General features: G+C 43.7%; 16 protein-coding genes. 7 read left to right on the top strand and 9 right to left on the bottom strand.

Going from position 1 to position 20211, the window contains the following annotated elements:
- Positions 1-245: 245 nt before the first annotated feature.
- From MY523_RS06910 to MY523_RS06890, 5 genes are all read left to right on the top strand, one after another.
- Positions 246-1811 carry a SulP family inorganic anion transporter gene (locus tag MY523_RS06910; protein WP_250658060.1) on the top strand — a complete coding sequence of 522 codons (1566 nt, stop codon included), beginning with the start codon at positions 246-248 and terminating at the stop codon, positions 1809-1811.
- Positions 1812-2001: 190 nt separating this feature from the next.
- Positions 2002-2415, top strand: coding sequence for a hypothetical protein (locus tag MY523_RS06905; RefSeq protein ID WP_250658059.1), 414 nt, complete (start codon positions 2002-2004; stop codon positions 2413-2415).
- Positions 2416-2534: 119 nt separating this feature from the next.
- Positions 2535-3413 (top strand): OmpH family outer membrane protein, encoded by an 879-nt coding sequence (locus MY523_RS06900; RefSeq protein WP_250658058.1) that lies wholly within the window; start codon positions 2535-2537, stop codon positions 3411-3413.
- A 331-nt stretch (positions 3414-3744) separates the two neighbouring features.
- The gene (locus tag MY523_RS06895; RefSeq protein ID WP_250658057.1) at positions 3745-5652 is read left to right on the top strand and encodes a putative bifunctional diguanylate cyclase/phosphodiesterase; all 1908 of its coding nucleotides are present in this window, start codon (positions 3745-3747) and stop codon (positions 5650-5652) included.
- 165 nt (positions 5653-5817) lie between these two features.
- Positions 5818-6399, top strand: coding sequence for a hypothetical protein (locus tag MY523_RS06890; RefSeq protein WP_250658056.1), 582 nt, complete (start codon positions 5818-5820; stop codon positions 6397-6399).
- Between the two features lie 98 nt (positions 6400-6497).
- Here the strand turns inward: MY523_RS06890 and MY523_RS06885 are convergent, their stop codons facing one another.
- From MY523_RS06885 to MY523_RS06870, 4 genes are all read right to left on the bottom strand, one after another.
- Positions 6498-6797, bottom strand: coding sequence for a hypothetical protein (locus MY523_RS06885; protein ID WP_250658055.1), 300 nt, complete (start codon positions 6795-6797; stop codon positions 6498-6500).
- A 149-nt stretch (positions 6798-6946) separates the two neighbouring features.
- The gene (locus MY523_RS06880) at positions 6947-7543 is read right to left on the bottom strand and encodes an SCO family protein (protein ID WP_250658054.1); all 597 of its coding nucleotides are present in this window, start codon (positions 7541-7543) and stop codon (positions 6947-6949) included.
- A gap of 1 nt (position 7544) precedes the next feature.
- Positions 7545-8015, bottom strand: coding sequence for a hypothetical protein (locus MY523_RS06875; RefSeq protein WP_250658053.1), 471 nt, complete (start codon positions 8013-8015; stop codon positions 7545-7547).
- 17 nt (positions 8016-8032) lie between these two features.
- Positions 8033-8431 carry a PilZ domain-containing protein gene (locus MY523_RS06870; RefSeq protein ID WP_250658052.1) on the bottom strand — a complete coding sequence of 133 codons (399 nt, stop codon included), beginning with the start codon at positions 8429-8431 and terminating at the stop codon, positions 8033-8035.
- Positions 8432-8815: 384 nt separating this feature from the next.
- Here MY523_RS06870 and MY523_RS06865 point away from each other — a divergent pair, with 384 nt between their 5' ends.
- Positions 8816-9241, top strand: a complete 426-nt coding sequence (locus MY523_RS06865; protein WP_250658051.1) for a response regulator — start codon at positions 8816-8818, stop codon at positions 9239-9241.
- An 11-nt stretch (positions 9242-9252) separates the two neighbouring features.
- Here MY523_RS06865 and MY523_RS06860 read toward each other — a convergent pair whose 3' ends face one another.
- Positions 9253-9795, bottom strand: coding sequence for a helix-turn-helix domain-containing protein (locus tag MY523_RS06860; protein ID WP_250658050.1), 543 nt, complete (start codon positions 9793-9795; stop codon positions 9253-9255).
- A gap of 210 nt (positions 9796-10005) precedes the next feature.
- Between MY523_RS06860 and MY523_RS06855 the strand changes: the two genes are divergently transcribed.
- A complete protein-coding gene (locus tag MY523_RS06855; RefSeq protein WP_250658049.1) occupies positions 10006-10185 on the top strand; it encodes a hypothetical protein in 180 nt (59 codons plus the stop codon).
- Positions 10186-10213: 28 nt separating this feature from the next.
- Here MY523_RS06855 and MY523_RS06850 read toward each other — a convergent pair whose 3' ends face one another.
- The 4 genes from MY523_RS06850 to recC form a co-directional block, all read right to left on the bottom strand.
- A complete protein-coding gene (locus MY523_RS06850; protein ID WP_250658048.1) occupies positions 10214-11338 on the bottom strand; it encodes a helix-turn-helix transcriptional regulator in 1125 nt (374 codons plus the stop codon).
- Positions 11339-11431: 93 nt separating this feature from the next.
- Positions 11432-13273, bottom strand: a complete 1842-nt coding sequence (gene recD / locus MY523_RS06845) for an exodeoxyribonuclease V subunit alpha (protein ID WP_250658047.1) — start codon at positions 13271-13273, stop codon at positions 11432-11434.
- Positions 13266-16829, bottom strand: coding sequence for an exodeoxyribonuclease V subunit beta (recB, locus tag MY523_RS06840; protein ID WP_250658046.1), 3564 nt, complete (start codon positions 16827-16829; stop codon positions 13266-13268). The genes recD and recB overlap by 8 nt, the downstream gene beginning before the upstream one ends.
- The gene (recC, locus tag MY523_RS06835) at positions 16826-20188 is read right to left on the bottom strand and encodes an exodeoxyribonuclease V subunit gamma (RefSeq protein WP_250658045.1); all 3363 of its coding nucleotides are present in this window, start codon (positions 20186-20188) and stop codon (positions 16826-16828) included. The genes recB and recC overlap by 4 nt, the downstream gene beginning before the upstream one ends.
- Positions 20189-20211 lie beyond the last annotated feature (23 nt).

The following is a 20211-nucleotide window of genomic DNA, read 5'->3' as shown; positions in this document are numbered from 1 at the left end:
ATTCAACACGTTATGCTTACAACTTAAATTACTGGTTAAGTTACTACTGTATCTAAATTCAGGGTTTATTTGATAACAGGTGCTCAATTCACTAGAATGGCGCCCCTTCTAAATTTCACCCCGTTAATAGCTTAATCGTTAACGGGAGTCGTTAGTAAAGTAACAAATACCCGCCTAACCTGAGGCGGCACTCCGCTATAGCGATAACTATTGCATTATCGGGACATTCAAGTTTGAGGAAATAGATGTTTGAACTTAATACAAGCACGGCAAGTAGTGTAAAAAATGATGTACTGTCCGGCTTAACGGTCGCATTGGCGCTTGTACCAGAAGCAATCGCATTTGCGTTTGTTGCGGGTGTAGAGCCTCTTGTCGGGCTATATGCCGCGTTTATGGTCGGCCTTATCACTGCATGCATAGGCGGCCGACCCGGTATGATCTCCGGCGCCACAGGGGCCTTGGCTGTTGTTATGGTCACCCTGGTAGCCGATCACGGCGTCGAGTACCTTTTTGCTGCCGTCGTGTTAATGGGTATTCTTCAAATCCTCGCTGGTGTGTTCAAACTTGGTAAATTCATCCGCATTGTGCCTCACCCAGTCATGTTAGGTTTCGTAAACGGTCTCGCCATTGTTATTTTTCTTGCCCAACTTGGACAGTTTGGTGTTAATGGCGAACAGGGCTGGCTGAGCGGTACGTCGTTTGAAGGAACAGTTATTGATGTCGCCTGGATAGAAGGCACCAAGCTCTATGTCATGCTGGGTTTAATATTCTTAACAATGGTCATTATTCATTTTCTGCCGAAAATCACAAAGGCTATTCCTTCATCCCTGGCTGCAATTATTATTGTTACGCTGGCAGTCATAGGCTTAAACCTGGATACCAAGGTGGTGGGCGATGTCGCGTCAATTGCTGGTGGTTTCCCAAGCTTCCATATCCCAATGGTGCCTTTGAATTGGGAAACCTTCATGATCATACTGCCTTACTCGATTATTCTAGCTGCAATCGGGCTTATTGAGTCTCTTCTTACGTTGACACTGGTGGACGAAATTACCCAAACACGCGGTAAAGGCAATAAAGAGTGTGTCGGCCAGGGCGTTGCCAATACAGTAACCGGTTTCTTCGGTGGTATGGGCGGTTGCGCGATGATTGGCCAGAGTATGATCAACGTAAATTCTGGTGGCAGAGGAAGACTCTCGGGCATCACGGCTGCACTGTCACTCCTGATGTTTATACTATTTGCATCGTCGTTAATTGAGAAAATTCCTGTTGCTGCGCTGGTTGGTGTTATGTTTATAGTGGTGCTGGGAACGTTTGAGTGGTCCAGCTTTCGAATACTTAAGAAGATTCCAAAATCTGATGCGTTTGTATTAATACTGGTCTCTGCAGTCACTGTCGCAACAGATCTGGCGATTGCTGTTGTTGTAGGCGTTATAGTGTCTGCACTCGTCTTTGCATGGGAGCACGCAAAACACGTAATAGTAACGAAGAAGCAAGATGAAAACGGTTCAACGGTCTATGATGTTCAGGGCCCTCTTTTCTTTGGATCAGTCAGCTATTTTTTGCAACAGCTTAGTCCTTCAGAAGATAGCGATGACGTTATCGTTGATTTCAGGCAGTCCCGCGTATGTGATCATTCGGGCCTTGAAGCAATAGATACATTAGCTGAGCGGTTCACCAATGAAGGTAAAACACTTCATATACGTCACCTTAGTGAAGAGTGCAGGCAGCTATTGGTTAAAGCAGGTGATCTTGTTGAAGTGAATGTAATAGAAGACCCAACCTACCATGTTGCTGTAGATAAGTTAGCATAACGCTAAAACGGGTTACGAGAGTATTTGGCCAGCTAGGGTAAGCCACTCGAATGGCCAAATACCGTTCATTATCGTTTTCTAAAAATTACATTAAGATTAAGCAACAATCCGGTGAAATAGTTGCAATTTTTTCGCCAAAGTTTAAAATTTAACCAAATTTAAACAATAATAGATTAAGGAAGAAATGACTTTGACAGCGGATTGGGACACGGATCAGGTAACCGTTCAAATACCCGACCTAACCATTCGAGTGAAAGTTCGTAGAGGTTTTTTAAAGAGTGAGTGGGTAGACGTTAAAAGCTATATGCTCAATAGAAAACACTGCATAATCAAAACAGACGAGTTGTTTTCACTCAATAGTAAAATCAACATCTCCCTCCGGCTAAAACTTGAGCCTACCGACCTTGTTATAGATTCATTAAGTGCAACTGTTCTCAAGCAGAAAAAAGAGTGCAGCTGCTTTTTTTATTACCTTGAACTTAATGATGAAAACACAAAAAACGCTAACTCAGCAGAGTCGCCTATTAGCCGCTTGGTTAGTTTAATTGATAAAAAGCAGCTAATTAATAAAAAGTTTCTAGACCTTTCTCAGGCCTCATCCTAGCCTTTAAAAAAATATTTGCATTAATTGATGCATGTAAACATTTCCAATGCATATTCATGCGTCAATTAAATTTGGTGTTAAACTAATACTGCTACGCTGCTTAATGGGAGATATCTAGGATGGCAAAAAACGATAAGTTAGGAATCGACAAGATCATTAACCGAATCAGTCAGGAGTTTGAAAAAACATCTGCACAATTCGACAAGTTAGTAAGTGATGCTCAGAAACAAATTGATGCCTTACAGGCTCAAATTCAGGAGCCGATCAAGAAGCTCATGGATGATATTGATAAGGTTAGAGACCGAGAGCTGAAACGCTTCCAGAGTGAATTTGATCGTAGACTGCAAGAGTTTAACGACCTCCAAAACGATATTCTCGAGCGACTAGGTATTAGTAGCAAGCCAGAAGCGAAGAAGCCGGCTGCCACTGCAAAAAAACCGGCGGCAAGTAAGCCCGCTGCGAAAAAACCAGCAGCCAAGAAGCCTGCAGCCAAGAAGCCAGCTACCACCGCAAAAAAACCAGCAGCTAAGAAACCTGCGACCACTGCAAAAAAACCAGCAGCTAAGAAACCTGCGACCACTGCAAAAAAACCAGCAGCTAAGAAGCCTGCAACCACTGCAAAAAAACCGGCGGCAAGTAAGCCTGCAACGAAAAAACCAGCAGCCAAGAAGCCTGCAACCACTGCAAAAAAACCAGCAGCTAAGAAACCTGCGACCACTGCAAAAAAACCGGCGGCAAGTAAGCCTGCAACGAAAAAACCAGCAGCCAAGAAGCCTGCAACCACCGCAAAAAAACCAGCGGCAAGCAAGCCTGCGACCACTACAAAAAAACCAACAGCTAAGAAGCCTGCGACCACTGCAAAAAAACCGGCAGCACGTAAGCCTGCTGCGACATCAAAAAGTCCAGAAACGCCTTCTAATAGCACACCAAATAAAGCGCCTGTTTCGGCGACAAGAAAACCTTCAACTCAAGCAACAACTAAGTCAGGTGAAGGTTAGCCGCTTAACTATTAATCATTTCACCCCCTTTCAACTCATTAAAATGCCGCTACAAAGCGGCATTTTAACTACACAAATATTCGCCACTGTTCTGCCACCACAAATGTAAAATTCAAAACACATTTTCCATTGTGTGTCGCATTGTATGCTACCCGTTACAAAGCACCCACCTCAACTCTGTATGTAACCGATAAATAGTAATAGTTACGATACACATACATAAGGTTACAACGCCCTGTAACACCATGAATTACTATTCATATAACCCCTAATCAATGGCTATCCCATGTTCGCTAAGTTATAGAGCCCTATTTTATTATGGTGAAAATTAGTGCATAAGCGCCCTCTCAAAATATCTATTGCTATTTTGACTGTTGTCTCCTTGACCGCCGCGTTGGCGAGCATTTCCAGCTCGGGTGTGCAGATGGGCGAAAGCGCGCTTGGGCTTAAATTATTTGCATCTGCGGGCATTGCTATACTTTTCGGCATTATCAGCCTTGTTCTGATAAGGCTCAATTTAAAGCTACAGCAAAATATAATTCAGCGGGAAGAGACCGAGCTATCACTGACAAAACTAAGCAGCGCGGTAACAAATAGTGGTGCTTCAATTGCCATAACTAACACTGAAGGCATCATTGAGTATGTTAATGATAAATTCTGCGAACTTACAGGGTTCGAACAGTCCGAGACTATAGGGCGCTCTATCGATTTACTGGGCCCCGCTCAGTTTCCGGACGGTGAAGAAGTTCCATCCTGGAGTATGAACTGCCTCCAGGAAAACTGGGAAGGCGACCTCCTGAGCAGCCGAAAAGACGGCACTCAGTTTTGGTGCGCAACAACCATTTCTGCCGTTTACGACAAACATCAATCGATCACGAATTACGTAGTATCTGGTATTGATATTACCGACCTCAAAGAGGCCAACAGTGCCATGCAGCAACTGGCTTTGTTTGATTCGCTTACAGGCCTTGCAAACCGCCGCTTATTTATTGACCGCATGGGGCAGTCAATTGCAGCAGCGCAAAGAAGACGTACTATAACCGCGCTTTTATTTCTTGATCTTGACCAATTTAAAAGAATAAACGACACACTTGGCCATGATGCAGGTGACCAACTGCTACTAATCGTCGCTGAACGATTAAAATCATGCGTTAGAGCACAAGATACCGTTTCAAGGTTAGGAGGCGATGAGTTTACCATTCTTCTAAATGATATCCGTGATACTCAGTCAATAACTCATATTACCAACCAAATACTGAAAGACCTTAAAGAACCGATTATGCTGGGCAAGCATGAAGTCATCATATCTACCAGTATCGGCATTACCTTAGCGCCAAATGATAGTCAGGAAGTCGACACCCTGATGAAGAACGCCGATTTGGCACTCTATCATGCAAAAGAAAGAGGTAGAGATGGCTATTACTTTTTCACCGAAGAGCTCAATACAAACGCTCTCAAGCTGCTTCATATAGAACAAGAGCTTCGTCACGCGCTTCAAATGGACGAATTTACAATACTATACCAACCTCAGGTATGCCTTAAAACAGGCTCCATAATGAGTGTAGAAGCACTTATTAGATGGCATCACCCTATTCGGGGAGAGGTTTCACCCGATGACTTTATTAGCATTGCCGAAGAGACCGGGCTTATCGTACAAATTGGTGAATGGGTTTTGCGAAATGCCTGTATGCAAACCAAAATGTTGCAACAACTAACAGGGCAAAAGATTAAAGTCGCCGTTAATTTATCATCAAGGCAATTCTCTGACCCTAGCTTTGAGCAGGTTATTAGCGAAGTTATTGCGTCGTCAGGACTGGAACCTAAATACCTAGAGCTTGAAGTAACCGAAAGCATGCTGATGAACAACATAGACAGAGTTATCGAGCAATTAAACCGGATCAAATCGAGTGGTATAACCATTACAATCGATGATTTTGGATCGGGTTATTCCTCTCTAAGCTATTTAAAAAAACTGCCTGTAGACATTCTTAAAGTAGACAGACAATTTGTGCGTGACATTCCTGAAGACCTGAACGATATGGAGATAACGTCAGCAATCATTGCAATTGCACACAAACTAAACTTAAAGGTCATCGCAGAAGGCGTTGAAAATATAGACCAACGAGACTTTCTCGTGATAAACAAATGTGATTACGCACAAGGCTACTATTTCAGCAAACCCCTCACGTTTGAAGACTTATATAGTTTCTTTACCGCTAGCCAGCTTAAATCTGCCTGATATTCTATAAACAGTAGTGATCATTTAGCCCGCCCCCCCCCCCCAATTAAAAAACATAAATAATATGTGAACAACAAGTCATAAGCGATGACTAAACCATCACGTTACCTTTTGATACATTATGTATAATATCCTTACAATCACTGTTGTATGGATGATATGGAAATGATTTCATTTTTGATTTACGTTTTGGAGTTTGTACTCATTTGCCTGTTGGGTTACCTGGGCTTCAAAGTCATAACGCTCTTTAATAACAGCCTACCTGTGCAAGCAGATAGAGTTGCCGCTTCTAACCCCTCAAGGGCTGACATATTCAAAGATAGTACGGATACCGCCAGTCACTACTCGAGAGCCGAGAGCATCACCAGCTCGCAAATTTTTGCAGGCATCCAACTACTCGAAATTAAACGGAAAGGAATTAACCCTCACTCGCCAGGCCAGGACTGGATTGATAACGGTATCAGCTATTATTTACTGGGGGCGGTCAGTGCAATTACTGAGCACTTTGATTGTGACGGAAATGATAAAGACGATGTAATGAAGTATTTGCTGACAAAAAATTTAAAATACACCAATGAACAGGCAGAAAGGCATATTTCAAACTTATACCAGGTCAACGATGAAACGATCGAGCGAAACGCTTTTTATGCAGGTATCGATGCGGCAAAAACCTGGTTGTCAAAGAAGTTTATACCAGATGAGCACTCATTATTCAGCAACCTAAACACGTTAGGGTTTGTTGCGTAAAAACTACGATATATATCGAAAAGCTTTATTGGCACGGGACAAGGGCATATAAATGGGAGACAGACTCTCCCGTTTATATATGTGAATAAGTAGCGGGCTTAGGCGACAAGCTCCCAGCGTTTACCTATCTGTATAACGTCCTTTCCAACAGGTTTTTCATTGCTATCGAGCAAAACACCAGAGACCTGAGGCTTGCTCCACTCCCCTGCTTCATTTCTTACCATTGAGTCCAGGTCAACCGCTTTTACCAAGTAGACAGAGTCGTTACACGACACCTTTGAACGGTGAGATATACCATACACAAAGCGACAGTAATCGAGCTTTAACTGTTGAAGATCTCGTTCGGCTTTATTAATTTTTCTAACAAGCACACCTCTAAGACTCTCCGTATAATCCATTACCCTAACTCCGCACTTCATAATAAACGACAAGCGAGCGGCGCTATATAGCTCAGCGAACGCTTGATATAACAAATGTGAAATAATGTTACACGGTTAAAATAACAAAGAACAGTGAATATCTCACAGTATAAAGGTTATAGAATTGCTTAATTAAGCTTCTGAATCATTTTGGTAAGCGTTTTTCCATTAACACCATGATCCACTACGTAGGCGAGCGCCCCCTCTTTGTCGATTAGAAAGAAGTTTGCTGAATGCTCTATTGTATAGCCCAGAGTAGAATCTGACATGGTTACCTTTTTATAGTAGACCCCATATTGCTCTGCTATCGTCTTAAGCTCAGCCTCAGTGGCACTTAAACCAATAATTCTACTATCAAAAAATGGTAAGTACTCCTTAAGTCGAGTATCGGTATCATTCGCTGGGTCAACAGAAACAAACAACACCTTGATATCATCAGCGTCATCGCCGAGCTCAGAAAGCGCTGATTTTATAGTCGAAAGACCTGTTGGGCACACATCAGGGCAGGATGTGAAGCCAAAATATAACAAAACGACTTGGCCACTTAAATCTGAAAGTTTGAAAACCGAGTTCGCCCTCTTGACTTGAAAGTCCCCTCCTTTCAAAAAGTTTGCTTTAAGTGCGGCTGGATCTTGGGTTTCCGGCTTGTATACTTTCAGGCCACTCCAAACACCCGCTACCAATATAGCGAGCATAAGCATAGCCACAATAATTTTGTATTTCATATCATTTCTGTGGGTGTGTTGATTTAATAGTAAAGACCAGACGCTCAGGCTCCGCCCCATGAAGCGTTATAGAGAATAACCAAACCATCTCGTCATCGATAGTACAAACCGGGATAGTTATAACTCCATCCCAACTATCCTGGGTTGATCGTTTAAGAAAAGCCTTGTTGACTCCCATATACATATCTCGTCCGTCCAGGCTAATGATCGCTTTACTGATTTTCTGGCTACTGGATATTAAAGAAACGTTAAGTGGTTTGAGTACTGGAAGGTCACTGGGTGAAACGGCAACGGTAATATCCCCGTATATTGAAGACAGGTACTGACAATCTCCCATGTTCAAGTCGCAATCAACATTACTTACGCGTTCACCTTCAATTTCTGAGGGTGACTTAAGTAAACGAGGAACTGAAATAACGAAAGCGAGTAGCACTAACAGAGACAAAACGGTTAGCAAGTGTTTTAAATTCAAGACAAAAACCTCAAACGTTACATATCTTCAAGACGGGCTTTCATCTGTTCATGCTTAGTCAGCACTTGTTCAATATGCTCAAGATCTGACCTTACAGTTCCTCTTGCAATGATTTTTGAGGCGTAATCAAACTCTATTCCATAATCAAAGCGGCTATGATGTTTCTCTCTGTAGCGCACAATACCGGGTATTAAATCGATCTGAACAACCCCAACTTCCATCTCTAGAGAAATAGACAGATTGACAGTCTCTTTAAGCTCGAAGATTTCATCTGTCTGTATCCCCATCCCGTATTTACTATAATCAAACGGGACAATCTCAATCCATTCACTAGAAAAAAGCCCTCGGCGAACTTTCACTTTGGAGTTAAATTTTATCCAGGGTAGTCGAGGTTTTTGGCGCCTTTCATCTGACATAAGGTTATTTTCAAATAATTCGAGTTAATGAACGGCTAATCTGTGGCACACCTCAAATCCAAGATTCGGGGCAAACCCACATATTAATCGCTTTATAGTAAATATAGCTTGGTTTTTATCCTAACTACACAGAATACGTAAATTAAAATGTGGCTCAGTTTGACAAGCGAACCCAGTCCAGCCTTTTTATCTACTTCACTTACTGGCGCCGACAAACTAACAATGGTACTTGGGTATCAGCACAATCACAATATCGATTCAACTTGGTATTTAACTGACTCCAGACAACAAAAAACAACATTTTTGCTGCAATACTGGCTCTTAATTGTTTTACAATATGTATTATTGATAACTAGTTCCTTTTATTTACTAACGGTAGGCACTATGGCAATAGGAAAACATACTCATATTATTTTGGTTGAAGATAACCCGGATGATGAGCTCCTAACCATTAGAGAGCTTAAAAACAGTGGATTTAATGGAAAGATAACCAGCTTTTCAGATGGTGAAGAGGCATACAATTACCTGTCAATGCCAAAGAAAAAACCGACCTTAATTATTCTTGATGTAAAGCTACCCAAGCTTAACGGTATCGACATTTTGAGGCAGGTTCGATCACAAAAAGAGTTGCTGATGACACCTGTTGTAATGTTTTCGTCGTGTGACGAGCCTTGCCTGGTAGCCGAAGCGTACTCACTCGGCGCAAACTCATACGTAGTGAAAGAAAATCAATTTTTGGAGAGCGCTGATCAATTAACAGGGTTGGTTAACTACTGGACTAAAATTCACAAACCGATTTCAGCCGTGTAAAAGAGGAGCCGTTAAGTCTCAGACTCAGCATCCACCTCCTCGTCATCAAGTCTATTCTCAGCCTCTTCCTCTTCTCTCCGCTTTTGCTCTTCGAGCAACAACTGCTTCTCTCGGCGCGCCTCATTAATAAATATATCTTTAAACTGCCTTCGGCTTTCTTGCCATAGAATATTCTGCGCTTCGATGACCTCATCCCTCAAAATCATAGAGTACTTAATGAAATACAGATAATCAGAGTTTAACCTGTATCGAGTATAGAAAAGCTTAATGAACTCCCGGTGCTCTGGAGCAACGGTTAGCTCCCACTCTTTTGTCCCGTTCATTAAGTATTGAGGTGAAACACCAAGCAGCTCACACAACTTGTTGAACTTTATCAGGTCATTCGGGAGAGCTTTATCTTCAGGATCTTCCCAACGGGCAATGGTGTTCCTGTCGACCTCGATTAAACGAGCAACATGCATTTTAGATAATTTCCGGTTGTTCTTTTCCCGTGCCTCTCTAAGCCGAACGGCAAAGTCTTTTTTAATCACAGGGAATTGAGTTGTATAGTTCATTATTGTTCTTATACCCGCACTTCATTAAGAGTGCTTTTTCTCATATTTCCAGGAATTAGTAAAACGGGACTGCTACACCAATGTAGCATTTTGATTTTAAAATTCGATTTTGCTACACCAATGTAGCAGTTATTTTTTTTTGTTAAAAAATAAGCACTATTTATGATATAAATATTGCGATAACTAAAAACTAAATATAAGGTTAGGCAGATGAATCCACACATCAATGAAAAACTAACATCACTATTAAACAGCATGGATGAAAATGAGGCAGAGCAGCTTACTGAGTTGTGCGTCCACTTTTCAGAACTGAGTAAAAGTAACAAACAGGATATTGTTGATCACACAAAGCTCTATCATAGTGCTGTACAACTAATGTCCCCACAGTAACCCTTGTTGTTACTTCTTGGTGTTATCTTTAGCCAGTATCTTCGCTGTAATTGCTCAACAATGCCTGTAGCTCTGAAAAGATATCGTTTCTGATAACATCAGGGGACACAATGGTTGCCACACGCCCTAACGCCATTATCCAGTTTTTAAGCTGAACAGTCCGTTTCACCGTCGCGGTCAATTCGTAGCAGCCTTCTCCACGATCAAGCAGTACCTGATCGCCACTAATAGGGTTTTCAGATAAATCTGTTATTAAGTTACTCCCGTTATCGGTACTCAGTTGAAGTACCAATTTGTATTCTCGCTGATCAGTCTGATTTACATAAACATCCATACGCCCTTCATCGAGATAAGCGCTTAAACTAAACGTTTCTGGAATATTTGACGAAAAGCTTATGACCTCGATGTCGTCTATCTTATGAATGAGAAAATGCCTGTAACTGTCCGTTTTTTCGATATCTTCATTCTTTTTTGCGACTAGATAGAGCTTGGGTAACAAAATAACAACGCCAAAAGGATGAACCTGATAAGTCTTACCTCTATAGGATATTCTTAACTGTTTCCCCTTCAATATGGCACGGTACACCGTATCCAGTGTGTTTATGTCATAATTCGCCGCTTGTAACCGCTGACCTCTTTGGTAAAACTCAACCGAGTCCTTAAGTCGTCCAAACTGTTGAGGTGAAATTCTCGACGCTTCTTTTTGCAGCTTAGTGTCAGCATTTTGAAAGAACCGCTCCATTTCGCTCAATGTATTGCTTGGCATGACAGCAGATAGATGCTTTTGTGTCATAGAAAACGAGAGAGCCAAATAAGTAGGCATTTTTTCAAAATCATAAGAGAGTCCCGAGTATGGGTCTATCGACCACATAAGGCTTTTACCCTCACCGCGCAGTGCCTCAAGACCAAAATCATTATCGCCTTCCAGATTCAGCACATTACTTGTTCCGTAAAGGAAATTCAGATCTCTCTGCACTGTTCTTCGTTGCGCAGAAAGGCTGCGCTCTGATTGGCCTAGATATGCCCCCCTATCACTTTCATCCTCCAGATAGTCGCTATTAACAAGGTGGTTAAGTATTTCGTCTGTTGACCTATAGGCCCTGGAAGATCGCAAATAGTCTAGAATTGCTAGCCGTCTCAAAAACGTTTTCATAACAAACTCTGAATAGTTGGCCCCATATTGAAAATCTGAAAGCAACAACGGCTCATTCCAGTTTTCAGCCCAATACGGCCGGAAGGAGCGTTATCAAATAAGGCTAATCTGTACGACATCTCGATAGAGCTTATCGAACAAGCCTGAGTTTCGACTGACTCTTCGTTTTACGGTTTTGCCCCACACGCTTTTTTGGCAATTTATTTCCAGTGCACTCTTAGCTCTCGTTAGCCCCGTATAAATTAGCTCACGACTTAGTATTGGTAGGTGCTGGTGGGGCATCGCTATTGCAACATGGTCGAATTCAGAGCCTTGTGTTTTATGAATTGTCATTGCATAAACCAATTCAAAAGATGGAAGCCTGCTTAAACTAAGCCATCGTATCTCAGCTCCCATTCCTGGAAAAGCGGCCTGAAGCCTATCTTCATGGCGCCATATCATCCCAATATCGCCATTGAATACACCGGTTTCATAGTTGTTTTGGGTAATCATTATCGGGCAACCGTGGTAAAACCGTTTAGACAGAGGAATACCTAGTTGGCGCTTAATAACTCGATCAATTTCAGCATTAATAGCATCGACGCCTCTATCCCCTACACGAGTGGCTGCCAGCAACCTGAAAGATGAAAACTGTTCCAGTGCCACGGCCACATCGCTACTTTGGGCGATATTTGAGTAGAATTGCTCTGTGAGTTGTCTTAACCAGCAGCTAAAGTTAGTCTCCTGGCTCAGTCTTACCTCACTATCGTCGCCATTCAGTAGCGTCCAACTGCTATCTACATCGCCTCCAATAACGCTTTTAGCCAACTGCCCTATTCCGCCACTATCCTTAAAACGATAACTTCGCGACAGGTGGGTCAGGCAATCTATGGCCTCGGATTTAGCAACAGGTACGGGGTAACCCGTTAACTGCTCCAGACTCTCAGCGTTGCGCTCGCTGTAGCCAGGATGAGGGCTTGGCGCTATATCTGCCAATACACTGCCGGCCGCGACAGAAGGGAGCTGATTCGAGTCTCCCAACAAGATAACCCTAGCGTGATCAGGTAGCGCGCGGAACAAACGCGCCATAAGAGGTAAGTCAACCATCGACGCCTCATCTACCAGTAAAATATCGAGCTTGAGCCTGTTGCTTTCATTGAAACGAAACTGATGGTGATGCGGGATTACGCCTAACAATCGATGGATTGTCATTGCTTCATCCGGGATTGATGACCAAGTACTCTCTGGTAGATCATGATCGGGCTTAAGCAATGCTTTTGCATTAGCAATAGACTCAGTTAACCGTTGAGCGGCCTTGCCTGTGGGCGCAACCATTTTAATTGAGAATGGCTCATCATAGACTTCGCACAACGCAATTAATAACTTGGTTACCGTTGTCGTTTTGCCCGTTCCAGGCCCGCCAGTTACGATACTGAACTGTTTACCTATCGCGTTGGCGGCACTTACTTTCTGCCAATCAATTTCGGTATCTTTTTGATTGCCCTGACTAAATAGCGCTGACAAAATAGCATTAGCTTTGGTTGTGTCATATATAAGCGACTGACTAAAGCCTTTAATGGCATTTGATAATTCATCTTCAAACTGCCAATAGCGTCGAAGATATAAACGAGCGTTTTCGTACACGATAGGGTGAGCTGATGCCGGAGAAATGGATGCTGTGCATAGGTGCTGCTGCCACGCTAATAACTCAGGGAAGGTATAACCGCTTGTTTCGTCGTCACCTGCCTCGTTGTACCAGTGTCTCGAGCCAGCCCAGTCATTAAGCTGCAAGCAGCTATGCCCTTCTCTTAAGGATTCACTGCAGGCAACAACCGAGAAAAACAGTAGTGTATCGCCTTCTCGATTAAGGGCAGACACAACAGAGCGGGCCAAAAAGTAATCGATCTCTTTAATGCCAGGATAACCCCTCACAAAATCAGCGTACCGGCTATGCATCTGTCACCTCTTTGTGCTTATCTGCGCCGGTCTTTTCAAACAGCCGCTCCATGCGATCTAACAGTGTTGAGCCAATAGGTGAATAATAGACCCCAGTATTGCTGGAACAGCTCATACCTCTTAGATAGAGATAATAAACCCCACCAAAGTGGGTCTCAGGCGTGTAATTATCTATTTTCAGCTTCAAATAGCGGTGCAGCGCCAGACTATAAATCAGGTACTGCAGGTCATAATAATTATCTTGAATATTGATCGTCAGGTTTTGTTCTATGTAGTCATCTAGATTGTCGCCAAGGAATGTAGACTTGTAATCGGCAACGTAGTACTTACCTTCCCATTCGAAAACAAGGTCAATGAACCCATGCATCATGCCTCTTAGCTGTGGCCCTTCAGGCAGTAGAGGAAACGAGGAAGACTCCCGATGCTCTTTTAAGATGGCACCAAGCTCCACTCTTGAAGCATGCTCGACTGGGAAATAAAACTCCACTTCTCTAAGTGTTTTTTCTATGGGCAACATATTAAGAGCAAGTCCGGGTGATAGCTTTGCCTCAAGGCATTCGCTCAGCCATGCAGTTAACTCGCCCTCTTCGCTTTCACACAGCTCCCCAAATCGCACCAGTGGTTTAGTCAACGCGTCTGACCAAGCGGGGTTTTGGAAATCTAAGACTTCTAATACGTCATGCAATAAGTTGCCAGCGGCTGCCCCTTTTTTGAGAGCAAAGCGCAGCGCCAGTTTACTATCAGTTTCCGCCGCTGCGGACAATTCCGTATTGTCTCGATCAGGCTCTGCCATCACACCGTGCCTTACATTCCGTGTTAAGGCTGAGAACGAACTTATCCACCAATCATTCTCTATTTCATGATTTAGTTTTTGAACCACTACGGATCGATCAGCTTGCTTGCCTACTGCCTCGTCAAGCTGATTTCGGGTTAACGCTGGCTCAACTGAGTGATCATCAATCACTAGCAGTTGTGCACTTTGCGGCGTATCTGCAATCAACTGGGAAAGAGACGCCAGCAGATCATCATCTTTACCGAGGCCCAGCATAAGCCCAAGCGGAGATCGATAGTAGTCTGAAAACGGGGTTGCGCCGATATAGCATGCGTACTTAGCTCTGGTAACTGCAACATACAGCAACCTGACATCTTCTGCTTCACGCTCGCTTTCTGACAGCGCGTATATTGCCGGGTCGTGTCCAATAAATGTCTTTGCTTGCCTTGTCTGCACATCATGATAAGTAATAAATGCAGGTTTTACCTTACTTGACCCCTTAGCTCTTGTAGCGAAAGGGACAAAAACGACTGGGTATTCAAGCCCTTTTGAACCATGAAGCGTGATGATTTGAATTAAGTTCTCATCACTCTCAAGCCTCAATTCCGACTCACTGTCTGGCGTGGGGGCATCAATTTTTTCTCTAAACCAGTTTATTAACTCCCATGGTTGCCGGTATCGCTGGCTTGCGTTCTGGAGCAGCTCCAGGAGATGCATCGTATTGGTCAGAGATCGTTCATGACGTTGAGGGTCGGGTTTAAAGCTGTTATGCATTAAGTTGAATAAGCTGGCCATCAACCCTTTACGAGCCCAACTATTCCGCAAATCAACAAATCGAAGGCGGCAATCCTCCCAAAAACCTTCATCTTCTTGCAATCTCAACAATTGCTGACTATTAAAACCGCATAAACGGGTTGCCAATGCGGCTGTCAGCATTCGGTCATCCTCGACCATTAGAATTCCCAAAAGCACCGTCAGCAATTCCGAAGCTTCAATGCTCAAAAATACATTTTCCCGATTACTTAGATAAACTGCAGAGCAGCCACGCTTTGAAAGTGCCAGCTGAATCTCTTCTGCTTCAATTCGATCTCTAACCAAAACGGCAATATCTTTTTCTTCGACAGACCTCACAGCAGACTGGTCTTGCTGTAATACATTGTCCGTTAAAGGTTGACCAGCCAGCAGCTGTTGGATTTCTCCTGCACACCAATCTGCAATTACCGACCTAAACTGCTGGTTGTTTGTGCCTTTCCCGTAATCTTCATGCTCGGGAAAGTAAACGTATTTCATTGCCTTCTCAAATATCTTTGAAATAGGTTTACTATCTGCAACGGGGGCTGACTTAACGGGGCTATAACCAATTCCGTACCTGAATACATGAGTTGTCTGTTCGATGCCTGAATGGTCATCGGCCTCACCCATTGTCTGCCCCCAAAATAAGCGATTGTAGGCTTCGATCATTTTTGAAGACGAGCGCCAGTTGGTATCCATAAACCATTGCACATCGGCTTGATCACGCGCCGTCAAGTAGGCAAAGACGTCCCCCCCTCTAAAGCCATAAATAGCTTGTTTCGGATCACCAATCATATAAAGCGCTGATGGTTCATCAGTATTAATTTCAGGATTGCAGTAAATTTTATCGAAGATAGCGTACTGAGCGGGGTCCGTATCTTGAAATTCATCCACCAGTGCCACGGGGTATTGGTTAATAAGCTGAGCGGCTAGCGCTTTTCCATCATGATCACTAAGTCCTGCCGAAAGTGAGGATACCAAGTCGTCAAAATCCATCGACGCTGCCAACTTCTTTCTTTCGATGATTCTTTTACTAATATCTGCAATGCCACTTTTGACCATTTCATCGACCTTGGCACGATGAATGTTCCCCTCAATTTTAGCAGCCGCTTGTTTCAACTCTTTTAACGGGGTAAACGCGCTATTAAGTGGCTCTTTTACAGCGGGTGCTTTTCTAGCGTAACGCTTTCCATCAAAAACGGATGCTGCACGCTTTGGCATAGGCCCCAATTCGTCGCTTGCCAGCCACTCAATTAAGTCGTTATATTCTTCGGTTCTTTGCAGGCTATCTTTATGGCTATTTATCAGCTCTTGAAATACTAACGCCTGCTCAGATGCAAGCGCCTGTTTAGCTTCGTTTTTTAAACGTTTAAACGCTTCTATTACTTTCCCGGGGCTATTGCATTCCAATGCCTGCTCTGTACCTAGTAATGAACGAAAGACATCAGTAAAAATTTCAGGCGTAAGCCAGTACTCAGTGATATCAAGATAGTCGTCAGGGTTAAGGCTACGGTACCAATCCCTTACGGCATCCAGCTTGATCTCATAGCTGTTAATTTCCATTTCCAAGTCAAAAGGAAGGCCGCTTTCAAAGGCATGCTGCGATAAAACCCGCTTACAAAACCCATGAATGGTAAATATCGAAGCTTCATCAAGGTCACCAATTGCTGTACGCAAAATGCTACCGGCTTGCTCTGCAGAAACCTGTTCTTCTATTGAACGATAGAACTCATCGCTACTCTCTCGTTGCCCCCAGAGAGCCAAGGTATCTCTCAACTCTGAGTCAATTCGCCCCTTCAGCTCTTCAGTGGCCGCTTTGGTGAAGGTAACGACGAGTATGTTTTGTACCTTAAGTTTTCGCAGCAAGAGTAGCCTGAGATAGATACGGGTAATATTGAACGTTTTACCTGTTCCTGCACTCGCCTCGATCAAGTGTGTACCATACAAAGGTATTGAATGAGCATCTAATTTTTGAATATTGGCTTGGCTCATTGCGCCTGCCCCCGCAACGAGCTAAAGAGGTCACTGTACAGATCTACAATTTCTTCATGCCACCGGCCAGGCCAATCGGGCATGGTTTGCCAGAACCAGTCAATATACGGGTCAAACACCAACCCTCGCTGGCTGAAGTTATCGCACCACAACGCTTCAAAATCCTGCCTGGTGAACTCTTTCCCTGCGCGAGTTTTGTCAAATACCTTGTTCGCGATCTCGGCATTAATCAGCTTCGGCGAGTTCATCCCCTCTTCCATGCACTTGAGCCATTTTTTAACCTCATCTACTGGCGACGCCACTGACCCAAACTCGAGAATTTTGTACCCTTCTTTTTTCTGATCACGAAACACACCCTTAGTCGATTCAATAAAATCAAACTCATTTCCTGAAGCAGCTAACGATACAACATTGTGGTATAGCCACATGCGGACAAGGTCTTTTCCTTTTGGATCTGCGGGACGCCAAAACACCATAGTATTACCGCTAATCCAACAAGAGCCCGTAACGATATAACCTCCAATGGCCACTGAGAACGCTTTTTTCTCGATAGGTTTGTCAATGAGGTTGATTAGCGCTTCTGAAAACACGTCTGCCTGCTCTTTCCATGCATCGAGCTCAATCTCTGTGCGCGGAGAGTCAGGTAGAGCCCCCCTAAGAACTTCATGCTGAAGGCGCAACGCAGAATCCTCGCCATTAATGTGGCTGGCAATCAGTTCTGATTGAATAATATACCGATCAAGATAGTTGGACGTGAACGGTTCCGTATCTTCCGGTATTTCCTGAGAGCCCTGATTAAAGAACAGTTTCAAGCGCTCAATACCGAAAGCTTTCGACGGATGGTCAAAAAAAGCGACTAACTTTTCTATATCAAGCTCTATCGGTTGGTTCAAGGCATCTGAGCCACCTTCTACCGAGGGATTATCTGAGTTAGCTTGCGCTGCACTTAATTCAATAGCGTTATCCCTGGTGTCCGCCTCTATTCCCAGCGAGAGCCAACGACGATTAAACCCAAAGAATGGCTCTATGTAGTTGCGCTTGCTAAATGGTTGTAACGGATGTTGCTTGATTTGGCGCCCCGAACACCAGCCATATGCCGAATCAAGATAGTCCGTAAGCTCTTTTACTAATAGTGACGGTTGGCGTTCCTGATTGTTTTTAATATCACTACCCTGATAACTTAAATAGAGCTTGTCTCGGGCTGAAATCAACGCTTCCAAAAACAGATATCTGTCATCGCCTCGTCGAGAGCGATCTCCAAGCCTGGGGGGGGATGCCGCTAACAGATCAAACCCCATTGGCTGCCGCTGGCGGGGAAGATCACCATCGTTTAAGCCTAAAACGGCAATAACTCTGAAAGGAACGCTACGCATTGGAATCATGGAGCAAAACGTAATTTGCCCAGTCATAAAACTTTGCCCTTGCTGAGGCTGGCTAAAGCAGTTGCTTAAATAAGACAAAACAACTGAAAGTGGTATTGTTTCATCAAACCCTGCTGTAGTGGTGTGCTCGGCTAGCGAGCCAATAGCATTCAATAATATTTGATAGCCATTTGAGTCTTCGCCCTCTTCATCAAAAATGCTTTCAACTAATTCAGTGAGGAAATGCTGCCAACTTAGAGGTGTTCGCTCTACTAGCAGCTGTTTTGAGTAAAACTGAAGTGCTTCAATCAGCCCCATTAATTTACCAAGCTTCTCAGCACTTTCCCCCTCAACCCAGGGTAGTGCAAGTAAAGGCTCACCATGATCGTCTAAATAGATTTGCTCGCTGTCTGCCTGAGCAAACCCCAGTAATAAACGATTAAGGCCTTGTTTCCAGGTAAATCGTTCGCTTGATTTTGATGCCCCGGAAACACTTGCTTTATGCTGACTATCTAGCCCCCAATGAATTGAAGCGACCGAAAGCCAGTGAGTAAACAGCTCGACATCTGAGTTGTCTAACCCAAACTTTCGTTGAACAGCGGGAAGTCTCAGATAACCTAAGATTTGGCTGACCTGAAAACGACTGTCTGGTAACGTCAGCAATTCCAAAAACGCTTGAATCAAGGGCTCCAAATCGCTGAGTTTGCGATCAGCAATAGAGCAAGGAAGCTGCGGATCAGCGTCATCATCAATAAAGCGGCCACGTTTGAAAACCGAGTCAATATAGGGGGCATAGTTTTCAACCTGAGGACTCATTACCAATACATCTTTTGGCGTCAGCGAATCATCAAGCTCGAACTGCATTAACAACCAATCATGTAACGCCTGAATTTCGCGCAGTGCGCTATGGGCTGAGGCGACTGTAATACTGTTGTCTGAGCTTCGTGCGTGATCGGTGTTTTCAGCACTGCCAATACGGCTCTCTTCAGGGTTGTCTCGCCTATCGCTCAAGGTAAGAATATCATCCTGAACTTTATGCAATAGCGTATCTCTTCCGGCGCTGTAAAACAGCGGTATTTCTGAATCAACCCTATCACATAACAGTTTTAAACATTCTTGTCCCTGCTGGCCAAGGTTGGCCAGTAACGGGTTACCAATTTCATCTGCAATCGAGGGTAAAGGCTGCCCTCGCTCGACCCACTTTGCTCTTTCTCGGATAATCGCTTTTTCGGTTCTCAAGTCGCCCCAATATTCATCGGAAGGGTTTAACATAAAAAAATGAATATCTGAGAACGCAGACATGGATTTAATAAAATCCATCCAAATGGGAGGTAGTGCGTTAATGCCGAAGATAAATAAACGCTTTGGAATATCAGACTGACTAACAGGCATTCTAGCCAGCGCTTTTTTAATCAGCGTTAGAGGGGGCTCACCTAACCGCTGCCGGAGTTCGCTCCACAACACACCTTGCCAGTGGCTTGCAACCGACTTAGGGGGCGTTTTGCCTTGGGACTCTGTTGCACTGGATTGCCATAACTCAATCCACTCTGGTCGATATATTAAATATTGTTCAAAAAGATCAGCTAGCTCGCGCGCAAGCTGAAACCTTTTAAGCTGATCCGGCGAGCTGTCAGACGCCTTAAACCAGTATTCTTTAGCCTCTTTACACAGGTCATTATTAAAAAATGAGTCAGCGCCCAACACCTCATAAATAGCCCAAATAAGTACCTCACGACTGTAGGGCGAGGCATCGGGAACATCGTCATCAGACAAAATCGTGTTAATCAGGTGCCAGAAAAAATTTCCTGGCAGAGGGAAGCGTGCATTCATTACGATGCCTCTTCGGCTCGCCAGCTCCAGCGAAAGCCAATGATGCATGCCATGGTTCTGAACAAGAATAATATCTTCAGACAATGGGTTTTCTGTAGGCACTTCCAATAGACGGCTTAGCAGCGTTACCAGGTCTTCCATTCGGTTACCCGGATAAAAATTCAACATAATAAACCTATCGACCGGAATAT

The organism is Alkalimarinus coralli (genome assembly GCF_023650515.1).
GTDB classification, from domain to species: domain Bacteria; phylum Pseudomonadota; class Gammaproteobacteria; order Pseudomonadales; family Oleiphilaceae; genus Alkalimarinus; species Alkalimarinus coralli.
This window is presented reverse-complemented; position numbering and strand designations above follow the sequence as displayed.